The sequence below is a fragment of the Bacteroidales bacterium genome (assembly GCA_041671145.1).
Classification (GTDB): domain Bacteria; phylum Bacteroidota; class Bacteroidia; order Bacteroidales; family JAHJDW01; genus JAQUPB01.
On the sequence record JBAZBZ010000017.1, the window covers coordinates 6,059 to 27,101 of the forward strand.

At 39.0% G+C, this 21,043-nt stretch carries 4 protein-coding genes; 1 reads left to right on the top strand and 3 read right to left on the bottom strand.

Annotated features, from left to right (window positions below; all coding sequences use genetic code 11):
- Window positions 1-47: 47 nt before the first annotated feature.
- Window positions 48-17,432: a hypothetical protein gene (locus WC223_07315; protein ID MFA6924048.1), complete on the top strand. Its 17,385-nt coding sequence runs from the start codon at window positions 48-50 to the stop codon at window positions 17,430-17,432.
- 31 nt (window positions 17,433-17,463) lie between these two features.
- On the opposite strand, the gene mqnE is transcribed toward WC223_07315, so the two are convergent.
- From mqnE to WC223_07330, 3 genes are all read right to left on the bottom strand, one after another.
- The gene (gene mqnE, locus WC223_07320; protein MFA6924049.1) at window positions 17,464-18,576 is read right to left on the bottom strand and encodes an aminofutalosine synthase MqnE; all 1,113 of its coding nucleotides are present in this window, start codon (window positions 18,574-18,576) and stop codon (window positions 17,464-17,466) included.
- 44 nt (window positions 18,577-18,620) lie between these two features.
- Window positions 18,621-19,691, bottom strand: coding sequence for a peptide chain release factor 1 (gene prfA / locus WC223_07325; GenBank protein MFA6924050.1), 1,071 nt, complete (start codon window positions 19,689-19,691; stop codon window positions 18,621-18,623).
- Between the two features lie 170 nt (window positions 19,692-19,861).
- Window positions 19,862-21,028, bottom strand: a complete 1,167-nt coding sequence (locus WC223_07330) for an AIR synthase related protein (GenBank protein MFA6924051.1) — start codon at window positions 21,026-21,028, stop codon at window positions 19,862-19,864.
- Window positions 21,029-21,043: the final 15 nt, after the last annotated feature.

Consider the following 21,043-nt stretch of genomic DNA (forward strand, 5'->3'; position numbering starts at 1 on the left):
ACAAAAAAACAAATAATTTAAAATAAAAATCCACAAAATAAATAAACTTGAATAAATTATTAGCAAATAGCGTTAAACTAGTTGCCCTGCTTGTGCTTTGGGTGGTTTTGTCATTTAATGCTTTTGCACAAACCACAGGCGATTATCGTTCTGCCGCAACAGGCAACTGGTCGGATGCAGCAAACTGGGATAGATACAATGGCTCAGGTTGGATAAACAATCCTGCAGAAGGATATCCCGGTCAAGCAGCTTCAACAAATGCAGTTGACATACAGCACAACATGACATTAGAGGTTTCTCCCGCAAATGCTTTAGCGAGTTTAACAATTTCTCAGCCGTCAATATCTCTTACTATAGGAAGCAGCGTTACAGCCCGTACTCTCACAGTAACAGGGAATATTGTCATTTCGGGAAATAATTCATATATCGCAGTGGGTGCTTTTGCGGCAACCCATACATTAAATGTAGGTGGAATAATTGATTTGTCTGGTAGCAGTACATATATTGATCTTTACACTGCTGCCGGACAGGTTTGTAATCTTGTGTTTAATGTAAATACAGCACACTCTATCGGCGGAGCAGGTGCAACAACCTGCCAGTTTAACAATATTACAATTAATGCAAACTGCAATACGCTGACTGCCGGCATTGCTCTTGACCTGCAAGGAACAATGATAATTAATACAGGTTCAACTTTTGATGCTGCATCATACACTCACACAATTTATAGCACATGGACAAACAGCGGAACATTTACATGCAGCACAAGTACTATTGAATTTGATGGAGCAGCGCAAACTATAACTCCCGGTGGTTCTGCATTTAATAATGTTAATTTTAAAACATCGGGAGTTAAAACACTTGCAGGAACGCTCACAATAAATGGTAACTGCGCATTATCAGGTACGGCAAACCTTACCGATGCCGGATACCAGATAACAGGAAATGCTTCCGGGACTTTTGATTTAGGTGCAGGCACATTTTTAACATTAGGAAATGCTGCCACGGCAACTTCTTTTCCTACTAACTTTGTTACTGTTAATCTTAATGCAACAAGTACCGTAACATATAATTCAAGTTTAGCCCAAACGATTTCTGATGTTGCAAGCTATGGAAACCTCACGCTGACTACTACTCTGGCAGTTATTAAAACAGCAGCTAATAACCTTACCGTTAACGGAACATTAACAATTGGTGCAAATAATACCTTAGCTGATGGAGGTTACGCTATCAATTGCATGGGAGCTGCAATTACAGTTGCAGGAACACATACAGGGATAGGAAAAATCCAACTTACAGGTGCAGTTGCTACACAAAGCATAAGTGGTGCAGGTTCTCTGAACAATATAGAATTTGCAAAAAGCAGCGGAACCGCAAGAATAACATCTGCTTTTACAATAAACGGAGACATTACGGTTACTTCCGCTACATTTACTTTAAACGGCTATACACTTACAACAAGCGGCGATATTGATGTTGTCAGCGGAGCAACTTTTACAGTTAACAGCAGCGCTATTTTAAAAGTAGCAAATGGAAAAACCATTACAAATGAAGGAACATGCTCTTTTTCCGGAGCCGCTGCCACTCCAGCTACTATTACCAGAAACAGCTCTGGTAGTTTTTATTTTGTGCAAAGTGCCGCCACTGCAAATTTAACTGCAAGATATTATACTTTTGAATATTGTAATCTTACTATAAGCGATGGAACTATTTCTGTTTCACCAAACAATCTTGGTAATGGAACCTTTTCTAATGGTACAGGCAATGAATATATTAATTTTGACGGATATGCTTCAAGTGTAAGTCCTTCTTTTATTACTTTTAATAATGGCCCAGCTTATAATATCCGCAAAACATCAGGTGCCGGAGTAATTACAATATCTGGTGCCGCAGGCGACTTATCGGGTGAAGATTATGACGAGGATAATGCAGACCCGGGAACATTAATAATATGGTCATCAGGCAACACTTTCTATTCACAAGGAACAGATAATTTCAGCACTCTTACGAACTGGGATACGAATCCTGCCGGCGGCGGAACCGACCCTGTTGCTGCTAACTTAACAAGCGGGTTGTGTACTTTTATAGTTCAGGACGGACATACTGTTACAGTTAATCAAAATATTGATGTTTATGATTTAACTGTAGGCGAAGGAACTTCAGGGACTCTCACTATCGGCAATAGTACTACAGCAAGAACCGTAACAGTACGTGATAGTTTAACTATAGCAAGTGGCGGAACCTTAGATGTTGGTGCATACGCTGCCACACATCTTGTATATCTTTATGGCGACCTGACAATAAATGGCACATTTGATGTAGTAGGCGCCGTTTCAACCTATATTGCCAATGTTTATTTTTATAATGTCAGCAATCAGGCAATTGGCGGAACTCCAACATCTGTTCAGTTTAATACTATTACTTTCGGAGCGTCAACATCTGTAACAACTAATTATGCTCTTGACATAGAAGGAAGTGTTGTTTTCGGCGCTTCTACAGAATTTAATTCCGGAAATTACACCCATACCGTTTATGGAAACTGGACAGGCAACGCAACAGGTACGCATACTTCCACAGGAACAATAAAATTTGACGGAGCAGCACAAACAATTGCAGGAGCTACTGCATTTTATAATATAGAGCTTGCAGGTACAGGCACAAAAACTATTAACACCGGTGCCATAACTGTTGGCGGTGATTTTATAATATCGGCTGCATCTCTCACTGTTACATCAAATCAAATTATTACTATTACCGGAAAATATTCGGTAACCGGAGCAACAGCAACCATTACACCATCGGCTGCAATAAACATAACAGGAAATCTTGAAGTAAGCGGAACGCCGACAATATGGGGCGGTGCTGCAAATACAACTACTGTAACAGGAAATTTAATAGTATCAAATAACTCTACTTTAACAATAGGAAGTACGACTGCAGTTAAAACTATAAATGTTACAGGCAATGTGCAGGTTGATTTAGGAAGCACTTTAAATGTAGGTGCTTTTGCCGCTGTTCATGTATTAACAATAAGCGGCAGCTTAACAGTAAATGGCACATTGGATTTTTATACAGCATCAGGACAGGTTTGTAATCTTGCTTTCAGCACTGATGTTGCGCATGCAATTAACGGAAACCCAGAGGCAATACAGCTTAACCGACTTACATTTAATGCATCGAGCAATACAACAACTACCAGTTATGCTCTCGATATTGAGGAAAATGTTGTTTTCGGTGCCTCTTCCGAATTTAATTCCGGTAACTACACTCATACAGTTTATGGAAACTGGACAGGTAATGCTACCGGAACCCATACATCAACCGGTAAAATATTATTTGATGGAGCAGCTCAGACAATTGCAGGTGCTACTTCATTCTACAATATAGAACTTGCAGGAACAGGAACAAAAACAATCAACACAGGAGCTATAACTGTCGGCGGTGATTTTATTATATCTGCATCATCACTTACAGTAACATCCAATCAAACTATTACTATTTCCGGAAAATATTCGGTTACCGGAAACTCTGCAACAATAACGCCTTCGGGAGCAATTACTGTTACAGGCGATTTTGAAATAAGCGGAAATACCACCGCACTTTCTCCTACAGCTGCATTAAATATTACAGGAAATCTCGAAATAAGCGGAACACCAACAACTTTGGGCGGTACCGCAAATACAACTACTATAACAGGAAATTTAGTTGTATCAAATAACTCTATTTTTACAATAGGCGGGCAGGCGGCAGTTAAAACTATAGCTGTTACCGGCGACGTGCAGGTTGATTTTGGAAGCACAATTACTGTGGGAGAATTTGCTACCACGCATTTGTTAACCATTTCAGGAAACCTGATTGTAAACGGTGTTTTCGATATGGTTGGTTCGGTAGCAACTTATATATGTAATGTTACTTTCAGCAGTGCAAACGATAAAAGCATTTCCGGTACAGGAGCTACCTGCAACTTTAATGCAATTACTATAAACAAAGGAACTACTATTGCTACTATTCTTGATGTACAAAGAGTTATAACAATGACTGCCAGAACTCTTGCAGGAGGTAATCTAACTCTTACTAATGGTACTTTCAAATTATCCAGTGCTTCAACTCTTGTGCCTTATTACGGTGCAGCTACTATTTGTGCCGCTACTGCAAGGTTATGGCTTAACAACGCAAGTGCAAATATCTCTTGTGCAGGTGCAGGCACATCTACAACGCCAGGCATACCCACTGTTACAGGCACATTGCAGGTTACTGCCGGAACTTTTGAATACGGAAGCGGTAACGATAAAATGGCGTTAACTGCAGCAACAGCGGCTTTGATTATTGATGGTGCAAGTGGTACTGTAAAACTTTATGGTGGATTGGACAATAATGGTACGGGTGCCCTTACTATCAGCAACGGAAATTTAATAATAGATTGCCAGAGAACAGATGCGGGAGGCGATAATTATACTACGGCAGGACATTTAATTGACATAAGGGGTGTAGTTAATTTTACAGGCGGAAAAATGACTATCGTTGACCCTTCTGCAAATGTAACTTCCGATAATAATGCAACACTGTTATTATGGACTCTTGATGCCAGTGATAATTTCACAGGCAGTACAATACAATTCGGCGATGGTGCCAGCACTTCAAGCGGCGGCAGTGTTGACGGTTTTGATTTCAGAACTAATAATACAGGAACTTATTATCTTGGCAACATTATCATTGATAACCCTTCAGGTACTGACAGGCATGTATTGATGTATGCCGGCAACAATTACATCGGAGGTAATGTAACCATTACAAGCGGTGAATACAGGTTTAATGGAATTTCAATGTATCTGAGAGGAAACTTGGTAAACAATGGAACTGTTAATACAACTACTGCCAGTTCAGCACTTATTATGAACGGTACTTCGCAACAAACAATTTCAGGCAGCGGAATTTTCACAACAGGAACTGCTGGCAGGATTTTGAATTTTACAGTTGATAATTCTTCCGGCTCAACTCCAGCAATTGATTTGCAATGCCCACTTACTATACAAACAGCGTATACATTGACAACTGGTTCTTTGAATACAAGCGGTTCGGGAGTATTAACACTTGGAATCGGCGCAGCAAGCACATTAACAATTACAAGAACAAATGGTTCGCTTCTTGCAACTCCTACATGGAGCTTGAGCAGCGTTACCTGCAATGTTACATACAATTCTCCGACATCAGGCAACATTACCACAGGCAATGAATTACCCCCGACAGCAAACGGCAATATATCAACGCTTCTTATTAATAATACGGTTGGTAATGTATTGCTGAATAACATTAATATTACTGTTGCTACTGCTTTAACATTGACTGCCGGTATTTTTAATTTACAGAATGGTACTTTAAATTATTCGGGAGGAAATACAATTACACGCACAAGCGGAACTCTTTTCACAGGAACCGGTGCAACAATCAATATTGCAACCGGTGCTGCACTTACATTGCCTGCAAGTATTTTTGAAGGTGGCGCACTTGATTTCACAAATCTCTCTGTTGACAGAGCTTTAGGTTTTACCTTAGGCACAGGTCAGAACATTACTTTACGCGGACAGCTGACTCTTACCAACGGTGCATTTTCAATAGCTTCAAACACATTGACATTCCACACACACGATATACCTATAGTAAAAACAAGTGGTACAATAACAACAGCAGCCGGTTCATCGCTTGTTTTTGGTACTGCCGGAAATACAGGAGGTGCTGCCTTTGCAATACCTTCCGGAACTTTTACTGCCGTACCTTCAATTACCAATTTCACAGTTAACAGAGATAATAAACTTACACTAGGAAATCAGGCACTAACATTAAGCGGAACATTAACGCTCACAAAAGGCGAATTTGATAATAATGGTCTTGCTTTTACAACAACAGGAACTATTCCGTTTGCAAGAACAGCGGGCACATTAACAGTTGGTGCTGCCGGCTCTCTTATATTTAATGCAAATGCAAGTTCATTCACAATTCCTGACGGCTTATTTACTTCTGCACCCGCTACTTTTACTACTTTGACGTTGAACAGAGGAGCAAGTGTTTTGTGCACTTTAGGCAATCAGGAAATATATGCAACAGGGACTACAACATTAACAGCAGTTACAGGTGGTATATGGGAAATTTTAAATGCCGACCTGCAGGTAACAACTCTTGGTGGTACTCCGTCTGCCACAAGCATGTTTGTAACTAACGGAACGGGATTTTTAAAGAAAAACTTTTCCACAGGCGCTACTGCTGCCTCTACTTTTCCTTTGGGGGATAATACAAGTACTGCCGAATACAGTCCTGCTGTTATTACGGTTTCTGCCAATGCCACGGCAGGAACAATCGGCATTAAAGTTACAGATGCAAAGCATCCGAGCAACAGCGAATCCGATAATTACATAACACGCTACTGGAGTTTCGATGCTCCTGCACTTACTACATACACTTATTCCACAGTATTTACTTATCCTACTGCTGATGTAGTTGGTACAGATGAATTGAATTTTAAAATGCAGAGATATAACACTTCTGTCTGGACTGCTGACATGGCAAGCAACACCGTTCCGGGCGCTAATTCTACTTTAACTACTTCTTCTCTTACTGAAACAACAGGAACTTTAGATAATAATGACTTTACTTCATATTCCTGCTCCGATATTTATTACTGGTCGAAGGCAACAGGCAACTGGAACGGAGCAGCAGTTTGGGAAGTATCGTCAACTCCTGTTGACCCGGGTGTTGGCGGAGGAACAGCAACAACGGTTGCACCAACATATAGCAATAATAAAGGTATTACAATTAGAAATGCTACAAATGTTACAATCAATGCAGGCACTTACACAGCAGACCAACTAATTATTGCAACCGGAGGAACCTTAACGTTAGGAGCAAATAATTTCACAATTTATGATGGAACAGGAACCGATATAACAGTTGATGGTACTTTAACAGCCACAACAGGTCAGCTCTTATCAAATAGTGCCGGCATAACAGTTTCAATAAACGGAACACTTACAACTACAGATTTGGACGGATTTAACATTGATGCAAATTCAACCATATCGATAACCAACACTCCTGCAATAACTTTAGGTGCTAATTCTACTATAAATTTTAGTGGAGCAGCTACACAAAAAATAGACAGCAGGACAGATTATGCCAATTTACAGGTAACAGCAGCCGGAGCAAAAACAGCACAGGGCGATATAACCGTAAATAATGACCTAACAGTAACTACAGCTACATTTGCTGATGACGGTTATACAATAACAGTGAAAGGAAACATAGCGATTACAGGAACACATTCGGGTGCAGGAAAAATATATCTGAACGGTGGTTCCGGAGCACATGCAATATCAGGAGGAACAAGCACATTCGGAAATCTGCAATTAGATGATGTGCAGGGAGCGACTTTAACGGGTTCAGGAACAACAACTATAAGCGGGAACTTAACTATTACAACAGGTACTCTTACTACAAATGTAATCACAACTGCATTTGCAGTAACAGGAACAACATCAATAAGCGGAACATTAATAATTGCAAATGCCACTGGAACAAAAACATTCGGAAATGTAACCATTAATGGCGTAGGAACATGGAATAACTCAGGAAACGAAGCTGTAACCATAACCGGAGATTTACAGAATGACGGAACTTTTACCAGTGGAACAGGAGCATACACATTCAGCGGAGACACAAAAGAAATAAAAGGAGGAAATGCAATAACATTCGCAGGAGCAGTTACTGTATCAGGAGCAATTACTATATATAATACGAACACTAATCCAAGTGGAGTAACAATAACAGGAGTCCTGAACGGTTCGGTTGCCGGTTCAACATTCAACAATAGGGGTGTTTTATATTATAACAATGCAACAGCGCCAATGGTTACAGGCACTCTCGATGCAAGTTATAATGCAAATACTGTAGAATATGCTCTTGGCGGAACACAGGCAATAGAAGGAGCCACATATCATAACTTAATACTTTCCACTTCAGGCACAAAAACATTAAATGCAGCAACAACAATAAACGGCGATTTAACAGTTAGCGGAATAGTAACATTCGCCGATGGAACTTTCCTTATAACAGGAACAGGCGGAAAAACATTCACACTTGGTCTCGGAACAACATATACATCAACAAAAACAACTGACCCGTGTTTTCCAACCAGCATGACTTATGCTTTGGATAATGCAAGTACGGTAAACCTTAACGGAACAGGCACTTTTACTTTTACAGATTTTCCGACAAGCTTCGGAAACCTGTCGTTTGGTGCAGGAGGCGCCTCTGTGAAAACATTACCGGCTGCAATTCCGATTACAATAAACGGAGCATTAACAATCAGTGCAAATAATACATTAGCCGATAACGGAAATACAATAACAGTAAAAGGTAATATAGCAAACAGTGGAACACATTCCGGAGCAGGAAAAATGTATTTAAACAGCGGCTCTGTAGCACATGCAATATCAGGTGGTACAAGTGCTTTCGGAAATGTGGAACTTGATGATGCTACTTATGGTGCAACATTTACCGGAACAGGAACAACAACTATCAGCGGCACACTGACCGTTACAGCCGGCACAATGACGGTTAATTCATATACTACGGGACTTACAGTTACGGGAGCTACAAGCATTACGGGAACATTAACATTAGCCAGCAATACAGGCGTAAAAACATTTATAGGTGCAGTAACGATTAATCCCGGAACAACATTCACTTCAACAACTGTTACAACAACAGGAAATCTCGTATTCAGAAACGGTATAACCAACAACGGAACATTTACAGGAGGTGGAGCAACATTTAATACAAACTCTCAGGCATTAACAGGCAACACTTTTAATTTTGCCAGTATAGTTACTGTTACAGGCATTGTTCTTACAAATAATACAACCGTTATAATCACAAGTGCTGCTGCTGCCTCACTTACAGGCACAGGTTCATGGATTCAGGGGACAGGTGCTTTATTGCAATATAGCGGTTCCACTATTACAACAATTACAATGGATGCAACCACAAACTCAAATACTGTTGAATATAATTATGCAGGTGCACAAACTGTCTATGGAACTAATTATAAAAATTTGACTTTAAGCGGCACCAGCGCAAAGACACTGGCAGCAGGCACAACTTCGATAGCAGGAAATTTAACTCTGAGCGGAACAGCATCAGCTGCAACAGTTGTGGGCTTAACAATAGGCAGCAATCTTGTAATAGGCGATGGTACTACGTTCACTCCTGCCGGTTTTGCACTTACAGTAACGGGTACAACTACTGTTGGTGATGGAGCAAGCGGCACATTAACAATAAGCAGTAATACAGGTGTAAAAACTTTTATCGGAGCAGTTACAATAAATGCAGGCGGTACTTTTACTTCTACAGTGGCAACAGGTACGACAATTGTGGTTTTCCGAAATGGCATAATAAACGGTGGTACTTTTTCAGGAGGCGGAGCTACATTTAACACAAATGCGCAGGCATTAACAGGAAATACTTTTAATTTTGCTAATATCGTAACTGTTACAGGCATAACACTTACAAACAGCACAACTGCTACCTTGGCCAGTACAGCGGCAGCTTCGCTCACAGGCGTTGGCGGAGCATGGCTGCAGGGAAGCGGCAGCACTTTAAATTATGCCGGTTCTACTATTACGGTAATTGCAATTGATGCTACCACTAATGCAAATACTGTTAATTATATACGTGGTGGTGCACAAACAATATATGGTGTTAATTATTATGATTTGACTACTTCAGGCGGCTCAGGCACAAAAACACTTGCCGGAGCATCAACGGTTAACAATGACTTAAACATTGGCACAGGAACCACTCTTGCTGATGGTAGCTTTGTATTGCAAGTAAATGCTGATGTGGTAAATGATGGTACGCATTCCGGCGCTGGCAGCATTACTCTTACTGGTGGCTCAACTGCACACGCTGTTTCAGGGGCAGGAACTTTCACGAATGTAATATTAAATGATGCAAACGGAGCAACTTTAAGCAGCAGCACAACGATAAACGGAACATTAACACTTACAACCGGTTTGCTGGCTCTCGGAAATTACGATTTAAATCTCGGTTCAGCAGCTGCAATAGGTGGTTCGCCATCTGCTTCAAATATGGTGGTTATTAATGGAACAGGACAGCTTAAAAAAACTTTTGCAACCGGTGCCTCTGCATTTACATATCCTGTCGGTGAAATAACAGGAACGACTGAATACAGCCCTGTAACTTTAACATTTACTGCTAACGCAACATCAGCAGCTATTGGAGTAAAAGTAACTGATGCCAAACACCCATCCAATCTTGAGTCGGACAACTATATAACAAGATACTGGAGTTTTACTGCTTCTGCTCTTACAACCTATACCTACTCTGCAGCATTTACATATCCTGCTGCCGATGTTGTTGGTACAGATGAGGCAAATTTCTTAGCTCAACGCTATGAATCCTCATGGACACCGGATTTAACAAGCTCAACTAACACAACTTCTCATATTTTAACAACCGGTTCATTGTCAGAAATAACAGGAAAATTAGACAATAACGATTATACTTCTTATTATGGAAATGTAGATTTATATTACTGGTCAAAGGCAACAGGCAACTGGAACGGAGCAGCAGTATGGGAAGTAACTTCATCGCCGGTTGACCCGGGAGTTGGCTTGGGAATAGGAACAACAGTTGCCCCGACATACATCAACAGTAAAGGAATTACCTTACGCAACAGCTATACTGTAACATTAAGTGCAGCAGCCACAGCCGACCAGCTCACAGTTGCAAGTGGCGGAACATTGGCATTGGCAACATTCAATCTTACTTTGTACAATGGAACGGGAACTGATTTAACAGTTGATGGAACCATCACAGCAACTACGGGGCAGCTTATAGCCAACGACGCCAGCGTTACTGTTGCAATAAACGGAACACTCACAACAACAGATTTAGATGGATTTAATATTGATGCAAATTCAACCATATCAACAACCAATACTCCTGCAATAACTTTAGGTGCTAATTCTACTATAAACTTTGGTGGAGCAGCCACACAAAAAGTGGACACCAGAGCTGACTACGGCTATTTGCAGGTAACAGCAGCCGGAGCTAAAACTGCACAAGGAGCAATAACTGTAAATAAGGACTTGACAATAACTACTGCAACTTTTGCTGATGGCGGTTACACTATTACTGTAAAAGGAAATATTACAAATACAGGAACTCATTCCGGAACAGGAAAAGTTTATCTGAGCGGTGGTTCAGGAACACATGCTCTTAGCGGAACACCTGCAATTTATGGAAATCTGGAATTGGACGATGCAAATGGTGCAACTCTGACCAGTACGGGAACAACAGCTATAAGCGGCACTTTAGTTATTACACAAGGAACATTAACATTAAATGCATTTACAACATCTCTCACGGTAACAGGAGCAACAACAATCGGAAACGGAGCAACGGCAGGAGGAATAACAATAAATTCTGTAACCGGCACCAGAACATTCACCGGTTTGGTAACAATAGGAGCAAATGGAACGTGGAACAATTCGGCAAATGCAACAGACATATTCCAGAATGGTATAACCAACAGCGGAACATTCACATCAGGAACAGCAATACAAACATTTAATACAAATGCACAGGCACTGACCGGAACATTTTCAATAGACCAAGTAACTGTAACAACAATTACACTTACCAATAACAATACCCTTACAGTAAATACTGCATTGGCAGGAACAGGCGGATTAACACAGGCAGCAAGCGCAACGCTTAATATCGGCTTTACAGGAGCAGTTGGAATTACTACATTAACCGCCAGTGCAAATGCAAACACTGTTAATTATAATTATACAGGAGCGCAGACAGTAAAAGTAACAACTTATTACCACCTTGCATTAGCCGGCAGTGGTGCTAAAACATGTGCAGTTACAGCAATAAGCGGAAACCTTGTAATGAGCAGCTCGGCAACAATGACTAATACAGGGGCTTTGACGGTAAGCGGCAATGTAACATTAAGCGGAACCGCAGCAATGACCACAGGTAATACTTTGGCAATCAGCGGCAATCTTGTTATCGGCGATGGCACTACATTCACTCCTGCCGGTGTTGCACTCACAGTAACGGGTACAACTACTGTTGGTGATGGAGCAAGCGGTACATTAACAATAAGCAGTAATACAGGTGTGAAAACTTTTATCGGAGCAGTTACAATAAATGCAGGCGGTACTTTTACTTCTACGGTGGCAACAGGAACGACAATCGTGGTTTTTCGAAATGGCATAATCAATAATGGTACTTTTTCAGGCGGCGGAGCTACATTTAACACAAATGCGCAGGCATTAACAGGGAATACTTTTAATTTTGCTAATATTGTTACTGTTACAGGTATTACGCTTACAAATAGCACAACTGCTACATTGACAAGTACAGCTGCAGCTTCATTAACAGGTACAGGAACATGGCTGCAGGGAAGCGGAAGCACTTTACAATATAAGGGTTCCACTATTACAACAATTACTCTGAATGCTACCACCAATCCAAATACTGTTGATTATAATAATGCAGGAGCACAAACTGTCTATGGAGCTAATTATAATGATTTAAATCTTAGTAGTACTACTGCAAAAACAATGTCTGCCGGTACAACTTCAATTACCGGAAATTTAACTTTGAGCGGTACGGCAACAGCAACAACAGTTGTTGGTCTTACAATTGGAGGCAATCTTGTTATCGGAGACGGCACTACATTTACTGCAGCCGGTTTTGCATTGACAGTTACAGGTACAACAACAGTTGGCGGCGGAGCAACCGGCTCATTGGTAGTATCATCAGCAACAGGAACTAAAATTTTCACAGGATTGGTAACAGTAAACAGCGGTGCCACATGGAACAATTCAGGAAACTCAGCAATAACATTCAGAGGAGGAATAACCAACAACGGAACATTCACAGCAGGCACAGGCATATATACTTTTGACGCAAACCCGCAATCTCTTACAGGAACATTCTCTATACCGAGCGTAACTGTTACAGGTGTTTCTCTTACCAATAATAATTCATTAACTGTAGCTACGGCTCTGGCGGGTGTAGCAGGCACTTTAACACAGGCAGCAAGTGCATTATTGTACATTGGTGGAACAGCCACTTTAACAACAATGGCTGCTTCTGCAAGTTCCAATACTGTTGAATATAACGGCGCATCTCAAACCATTGTTGCAGGAACATATTGCAATTTAACACTTTCCGGTTCCGGCACAAAAACTCTCGGCGGTGATGTTACTGTTAATTGTGTATTAACAATTACCGGAGCTATTACATTTTCAGACGGCGGATATACGCTCACATATCCAAACCTAATCATAGCTTCCGGGCAATCATATACAACATATAAAACTTCAGCCCCTTTCTTTCCGGCAGGAATAGTTTTTCAACCGGGAAGTACTGCTATATTTGATGGTGTTGGCTCATACACTTTAACCGGATTATCACCTACAACTTTTGAAAGTGTTACCATTGGCTCAGCTAATTCTCCAACAATTACGCTTGCTTCAGCATTAACAATTAATGGAAATTTAACAATAAACGCAGGACGTACATTGGCAGATGGCGGATATACAATTACGGTAAAAGGAAACATAACAAATAACGGAACACATTCCGGTTCAGGAAAAATATATCTGAACAGTGGTTCAGGTTCACATACCCTTAGCGGAACACCGGCTGTCTATGGAAACTTAGAATTGGATGATGCAAACGGAGCAGCATTGAGCAGTACAGGAACAACAGCAATAAGCGGTACTTTAACAGTTCCGCAGGGAACATTAACATTAAATGCATTTACAACATCGCTTGCTGTAACCGGTGCAACCACTATTGGAAACGGAGCAACTGCAGGTGGAATAACAGTAAATTCCGTAACAGGTACAAGAACATTTACCGGACTATTAACAATAGGAGCAAACGGCACATGGAACAATTCAGCAAATGCAACAGATATTTTTCAGGGAGGAATAACCAACAGCGGAACATTCACAGCAGGCACAGGAATACAGACATTTAATACAAACTCTCAATCATTAACAGGCACATTTTCTATACCGAGCATAACAGTTACGGGAGGTGCAGTTGCTCTTACCAATAATAACACATTGACAGTAACAACTGCACTGGCAGGAACAGGCGGCTTAACACAGGCAGCAGGTGCTGCACTTAACATTAGCTTTACAGGTGCAGTTGGAATTACAACATTAACTGCTACTGCAAACGGAAATACAGTTAATTATGATTATGCAGGAGCGCAGACAGTAAAAGTTACAACTTATTATCATCTTACATTGGGTACCAGTGGTGCAAAAACATGTGCAGTTACAGCAATAAGCGGAAACCTTGTAATGAGCGGCTCGGCAACAATGACAAATACAGCAGTTCTTACAGTAACCGGAAATGTAACATTAAGCGAAACATCAGCGATGACAACAGGCACAACATTAACAATAGGCGGCAATCTCGGAATAGGTGATGGAACAACATTCACTGCTGCAGGTTTTGCAATAACTGTTACAGGTACAACAACCGTTGGCGATGGCTCAACCGGTTTTCTTGTAATAAGCAATGCGGCAGGAGCCAAAATATTTACAGGTCTGGTAACAATTAATAATGGCGGCACATGGAACAACTCAGGAAATTCAGCAATTACATTCAGAGGTGGAATATCCAATAGCGGCACATTCACAGACGGAACAGGACTGCAAACATTTAACACAAACAACCAGACACTGACAGGAACATTATCAATAAGAAATATAACGACAGCAATTACACTTACCAATAATGGCACATTGACAGTGAATACTGCGTTAGCTGGGGCGGGAGGACTGACACAAGGTGTAAATGCAGTGCTTAATATCGGTTTTACAGGCGCGGTAGGAGTAACGACATTAACTCCAGATGCAAATGGAAATACAGTTAACTATAATTTTGCAGGAGCACAGACAATTAAATTGCCTGCAACATCATATTATAATCTTACGATTTCAACATCAGGTACAAAAGCATTTGCCGCAGCAACTACGGTGAACGGAGATATAACAGTATCAGGCACAGCTACGCTTGCAGACGGAACATTTGGAATAACAGGAGCTGGCGGTAAAACTTTCACCCTTGAAGCTAATACAGCTTATACTTCAACCAAAATAACTGACCCGTGTTTTCCGACTAACATGACTTACAGCTTTGATAATACAAGTACTGTAAATATTAATGGTAACGGAACTTTTGCGTTTACATCACAGCCAACTAACTTTGGAAATCTTGTTTCCGCCGGTACAGGAACAAAAACACTGAAAGCAACAGCTCCCGTTACAGTTAATGGAAACCTTACAATAAGTGCAGGTACCATAGCTGACAATGGAAATACAATAACTGTAAAAGGTAATACTTCTATAGCCGGAACACATTCAGGTACCGGCAAAATATTATTATCCGGTGGCTCTGCAAAACATAGTGTAAGCGGTACCGGTTATCTTAATCTTGAACTTGACGACGCACAGGGGGCAATATTAACAGGTAATATTTCCGTAAATGGTTTCTTGCGATTAACAAGCGGAACATTTGAAGATGACGGATTTACAACCGCAAATGCAGCAGATGTTTTTTCAATTGCCGATGCCGCCACTTATATTACAACAAGAAATTCGGCACCATGGTTCCCGCCAAAGACGTACTCATTTACAAGCGGCAGTACTGTAAAAATTATTTCCAATTCTGTATTTGGTTTGCCCGCCACTCCTTCTAATTATGGAAACTTAGAAATAAGCGGAGGAAACAGGAAATGGTTAAGTTCAAATTTAACAATTGGAGGCACCCTTACAATTGGGGTATCTACAGAACTTGATGCTGATAATTCGAATAATTATTCTTTAAATGTTGCAGGTAACTTTAATAATTTAGGTACATTTACCTGTCGGCAAGGAACGGTTACTTTTAACGGAGCAGGCACACAAACAGTAACTACAAATTCAGATGATTTTTATAATCTTGTTGTTAGTGCCAATAATGTTCAGCTACTATCAGCTCTTGCAATAACAAATAATTTTACATTAACAAATGGCGACTTGGACCAAAATGGATTTGGTATCACAACATCAGCCGGTAAAACTATAGTAAGACAGAATGGTAGTATTACCGGAGCAGGCACATTTACTTTTGGAGTAAACACAGATGTAAATTATATCTCAACATTACCGGTAACAGCAGGAAAAGAACTTCCAACCGATGCAGCCAATTTAAGAAATCTTACACTAAACGGCAGCGGATTGGATTTGAGTTTGAGTAACAGCATTACTGTTAATGGCACTTTAACAATGACTTCCGGAACCCTTAATCTGAACGGAAAAAACATAACTCTTTGCTCAACGTGTAATATTTCAGGCGAAACCAGCACCAACAGAATATATGGCTCATCTGGATATATCGAAATTTCAGGAGTTACCGTTGACCATGCTTCCTTAAATCCCGGAAATCTTGGTGCTACTCTTGATGCTGCAAATGTAAATCTTGGTTCAGTAACCGTTAGAAGAGGACATGAGGTTCAAGTAGGACAAGGCAATAATAGCATACTTAGATATTATGATATAACTCCTTCAACTACGGGGCTGAACTTAACTTCATTAAAACTTGAATATTTTGGCAGTGAATTAAATAGTATTAATGAAACCAGCTTAACATCTTTTTTTTCCACAAATACCGGTTCTACATGGAGAGAAGTAGCACCATCGGAAGTAACAAGTAGTTACGTTTTATTATCGCCGGTTAATTCATTCCAGAGAACAAGATGGACACTTGGCGATAGCGGCTCGCCATTACCGGTAGAATTACTTTCCTTCTATGGGATATATGAAAATAATAAAGTAAACTTATACTGGGCAACAGCATCGGAAATAAATAACGATTATTTTGTAGTTGAACGCTCAACCGATTTAAAGAATTTTGAAACTATTGCGACAGTGAAAGGGCACGGTAACTATAACGGAACTTTGAAATATACTGCAACAGATGAAAATCCTTCGCAGGGAGTAGTTTATTACCGTTTAAAACAAAACGATTATGACGGTAAATACAAATACAGTGATGTTATAGAAGTAAACACAAATGCAAATACAAATAAATTAATATCAGAACAGCCATATTTTAATGGAAATGAAATAGAAATAAATGTTGAAAACATTTCAACACCTTCATTAAATGTTGAAATTTTTACAATAAACGGCTCTTTGGTTTACCGCAATACCTATACAACTTTGAAAAATGATTCAAAAATAAAAATCAACTCCGGCAATTTCGCAAGAGGTGCCGTTTACTTCATACGAATCAGCGATGACAGGGAAAGTATTGTGAAGAAGTTTGTGTATTAGTCAATGCCGCACACAATTTTTTCTTACGGCTTTAATATATTTTCAAAACATTATAATTCGAATCCCTTTCAATTGGCTGTCGTCCGGTTTGTTTAATAAAATCAATTATTTCATCAACATTCATCGCGGGATTTTTTTCTTCTGCTCCTGCATCGGAAAATATTTTTGTTGTGTCGTTAATTGTTCCGTCAACATCATCAACACCGAAAGCAAAAGATAATTGGGCAATCTTTTTTCCGATGTTCGGCCAGTATGCTTTTATGTGTTCAAAATTATCGAGAAAAATTCTTGAAACAGCATAATTTCTCAAGTCCTCAGTTATGGTTGATTCTTTAATATTCATAAGTTCATTATTTTTATTTCTGAATTTTAAAGGAATAAATGTTTTGAATCCGCCTGTTTTATCCTGCAATTTTCTGAGTGTTGACAAATGTTCAATCCTGTTTTCGAAATTTTCAATATGTCCGTAAAGCATTGTTGCATTTGAAGGAATATTTTGGCTATGAGCTGTTTCGTGAATTTCGAGCCATTGGGTTGCATTAATTTTTTCGGAACAAATTTCTTTTCTCACGATTTCATTAAATATCTCGGCACCACCACCGGGAATGGAATTTAATCCTGCATTTTTCAGGATTTTTAAACCCTCTTCAATTTTAATTCCTGCTTTTGCAAACATATAATCGAGTTCAACTGCACTGAAAGCTTTTATATGAATAGCGGGAAGAATTTGTTTTATTTTCTTTAAAATATTTTCATAATAAAAAACATCTCTGTCGGGATGTGTGGCACCAACAATATGAATCTCTGTTATGTTTCCGTCAAATTGTTTTATTTTATTTAGAATTTCATTTTCCGATAATTCGTATCCTTCTTCTTCGGATTTATAAAAATTGCAGAAATTGCATTTATTAACACAGATGTTTGTGGGTTCGATATGAATATTTTTATTGAAATAAATTTTATTTCCGTGTCGTTCTTCTTTTATTTTATTTGCCAGCATTCCAAGAAACGATAATTCAGCTTTTTCAAAAAGCAGGATTCCCTCTACTTCGGAAATTCTTGTCCCATTAATAATTTTTGAGGCAATACCTTTTAAATCTTCAGGGAGATTGATGTTTTTTATATCAAAAAAAAATTCAATCACTTTTATTTAACTTTAAACTATAAACTGAAAACTATAAACTATTTTCATATTCCTTCTTTCAATTTCTCCGCATTTTCAGCCAATTGCAATGCATCAATAAATTCCTGAATATCACCATTCATAAATACCGGCAGATTGTGCGATGAAAGTCCTATTCTATGGTCTGTAACACGGCTTTGCGGATAATTATAAGTTCTTATTTTTGCCGAACGGTCACCGGTTGAAACCATTGTCTTTCGCTTTGATGCAATTTCGCTGAGATATTTACTATGTTCCAATTCATAAATTCTTGTTCGCAAAACAGATAATGCTTTATCAAAATTTTTATGTTGCGATTTTTCATCCTGACATGTAACAACAATGCCAGTGGGAATATGCGTTAACCTAATTGCAGAATAGGTTGTATTTACCGATTGTCCGCCCGGACCAGAAGAACAATATGTATCTTTTCTCACATCGGTCATTTTTAAATCAACATCAAATTCATCGGCTTCGGGCAATATAACAACTGATGCAGCAGAGGTATGAACTCTTCCCATAGTTTCGGTTTGTGGAACACGCTGTACACGATGCACTCCCGATTCGTATTTCAATTGCCCGTAAACTCCTTCTCCGATTACGTCTGCAATAATTTCTTTGTAACCGCCCATTGTTCCCGGGGTTTCATCAACCAGCTCAACTTTCCATTTTCGCGATTCGCAGTATTTTACATACATTCTGAATAAGTCACCTGCAAAAATGCTTGCTTCGTCGCCACCTGTTCCCGCTCTTATTTCAAGTATCGCATTTTTACTATCCTCTGGATCCTGCGGAATCAGCATTGTGCGGATTTCTTCTTCCATTATATCTCTTTTTTTCGTAAGCTCTTCAACCTCCGATTTTGCAAGGTCTCTGAACTCTTCATCTTTTTCCTTAGCAATTACTTCTTTTGCATGAGTTATATTATTTAAAATATTTTTGTATTCTTTAAAAGCGCTAATTATTGGCTGCAACTCTTTATATTCCTTGCTGAGTTTAATGAACATTTTCATGTCTGACATTGCATCGGGTTTACTAATGAGTTCTCCAACTTCATCAAAACGCTTTGAAATTGCTTCAAGTTTTTCTAATAACATAATTTGATTTGGGATTTAGAATTTAGGATTTAAGATTTTAGGATTTTGAAGTTTTCTGCTTTCTTGCACAAACAATAAAATTCCGAAACTTTAAACTTTAGACATTAAACTTTAAACTATTTAAAATCTTTTTGCAAAATTAATAAAATTTCAGGAATATTTAAAGGCAGCTAATACTCAAACTCGCCGAATTCACTTTTGATAATAAGTTTTTTTACATAAGATTTTTCGCATCTGCCGATTATCCTTGCATCAACATCAAATGATTTTGAAATAGAAATGATTTCTTTTGCAATTTTTTCAGGAACATACAATTCCATTCTGTGTCCCATATTAAAAACCTTATACATTTCTTCAAATGGAGTTTTTGATTGTTCGTGAATTATTTTGAACATCGGAGGGAGAGGAAAAAGATTATCTTTAGTTATTCTTATGTTATTAACAAAATTCAAAACTTTAGTTTGACCTCCACCGGAACAATGTATAATTCCGTGAATCTGGGAACGATATTTTTCTAAAACTTTTTTTATTATTGGAGCGTAAGTTCTTGTAGGAGAGAGAAGCATTCTGAAAATATTCATTTTTGTCTCTTTCATAATATCGTTAACTTTTGTTTGCCCCGAATAAACAAGATTAACGGGCATCATATTATCATAACTTTCAGGATATTTTTTTGCATAAATTTTAGCCAAAACATCATGTCTTGCCGAAGTAAGTCCATTGCTTCCTATGCCGCTGTTATATTCATTTTCATATTTTGATTTCCCGAATGAAGCAAGGCCGACAATTACATCTCCATCCTGAATTTTTTCGTTTGTAATAATTTCAGAACGCTTTAATCTGCATGTAACAGAAGAATCAACAATGATAGTACGAACTAAATCCCCAACATCTGCAGTTTCTCCGCCTGTTAAAAAAACATTTACCCCGAGTTTTCTTAGCTTTTCACAAAATTCTTCTGTGCCATTAATTATTTCCGAAATAACTTCTCCCGGAATTAATTTTTTATTTCTTCCGATAGTTGATGATAAAAGCATATTGTCTGTTGCTCCCACACAAAGTAAATCATCAACATTCATAACTATTGCATCTTGTGCTATTCCTTTCCATACAGATAAATCACCGGTTTCACGCCAGTAAATGTATGCTAGAGAAGATTTTGTTCCCGCACCGTCGGCATGCATTATATTACAATACTCAGGAGCATTGCCGATGTAATCGGGAAGTACTTTACAAAATGCTTTCGGGAAAATTCCTTTATCAATTTTTTCTATTGCTTTATGCACATCTTCTTTTGACGAAGAAACTCCCCTTTGATTATATTTTGATACTTTCATAATTTTATTTACAAA

Bases quoted from the DNA above. Each gene is read 5' to 3' on its own strand.
- prfA (MFA6924050.1), bottom strand. From the start codon at position 19,691: ATGTTATTAGAAAAACTTGAAGCAATTTCAAAGCGTTTTGATGAAGTT.
- WC223_07330 (MFA6924051.1), bottom strand. From the start codon at position 21,028: ATGAAAGTATCAAAATATAATCAAAGGGGAGTTTCTTCGTCAAAAGAA.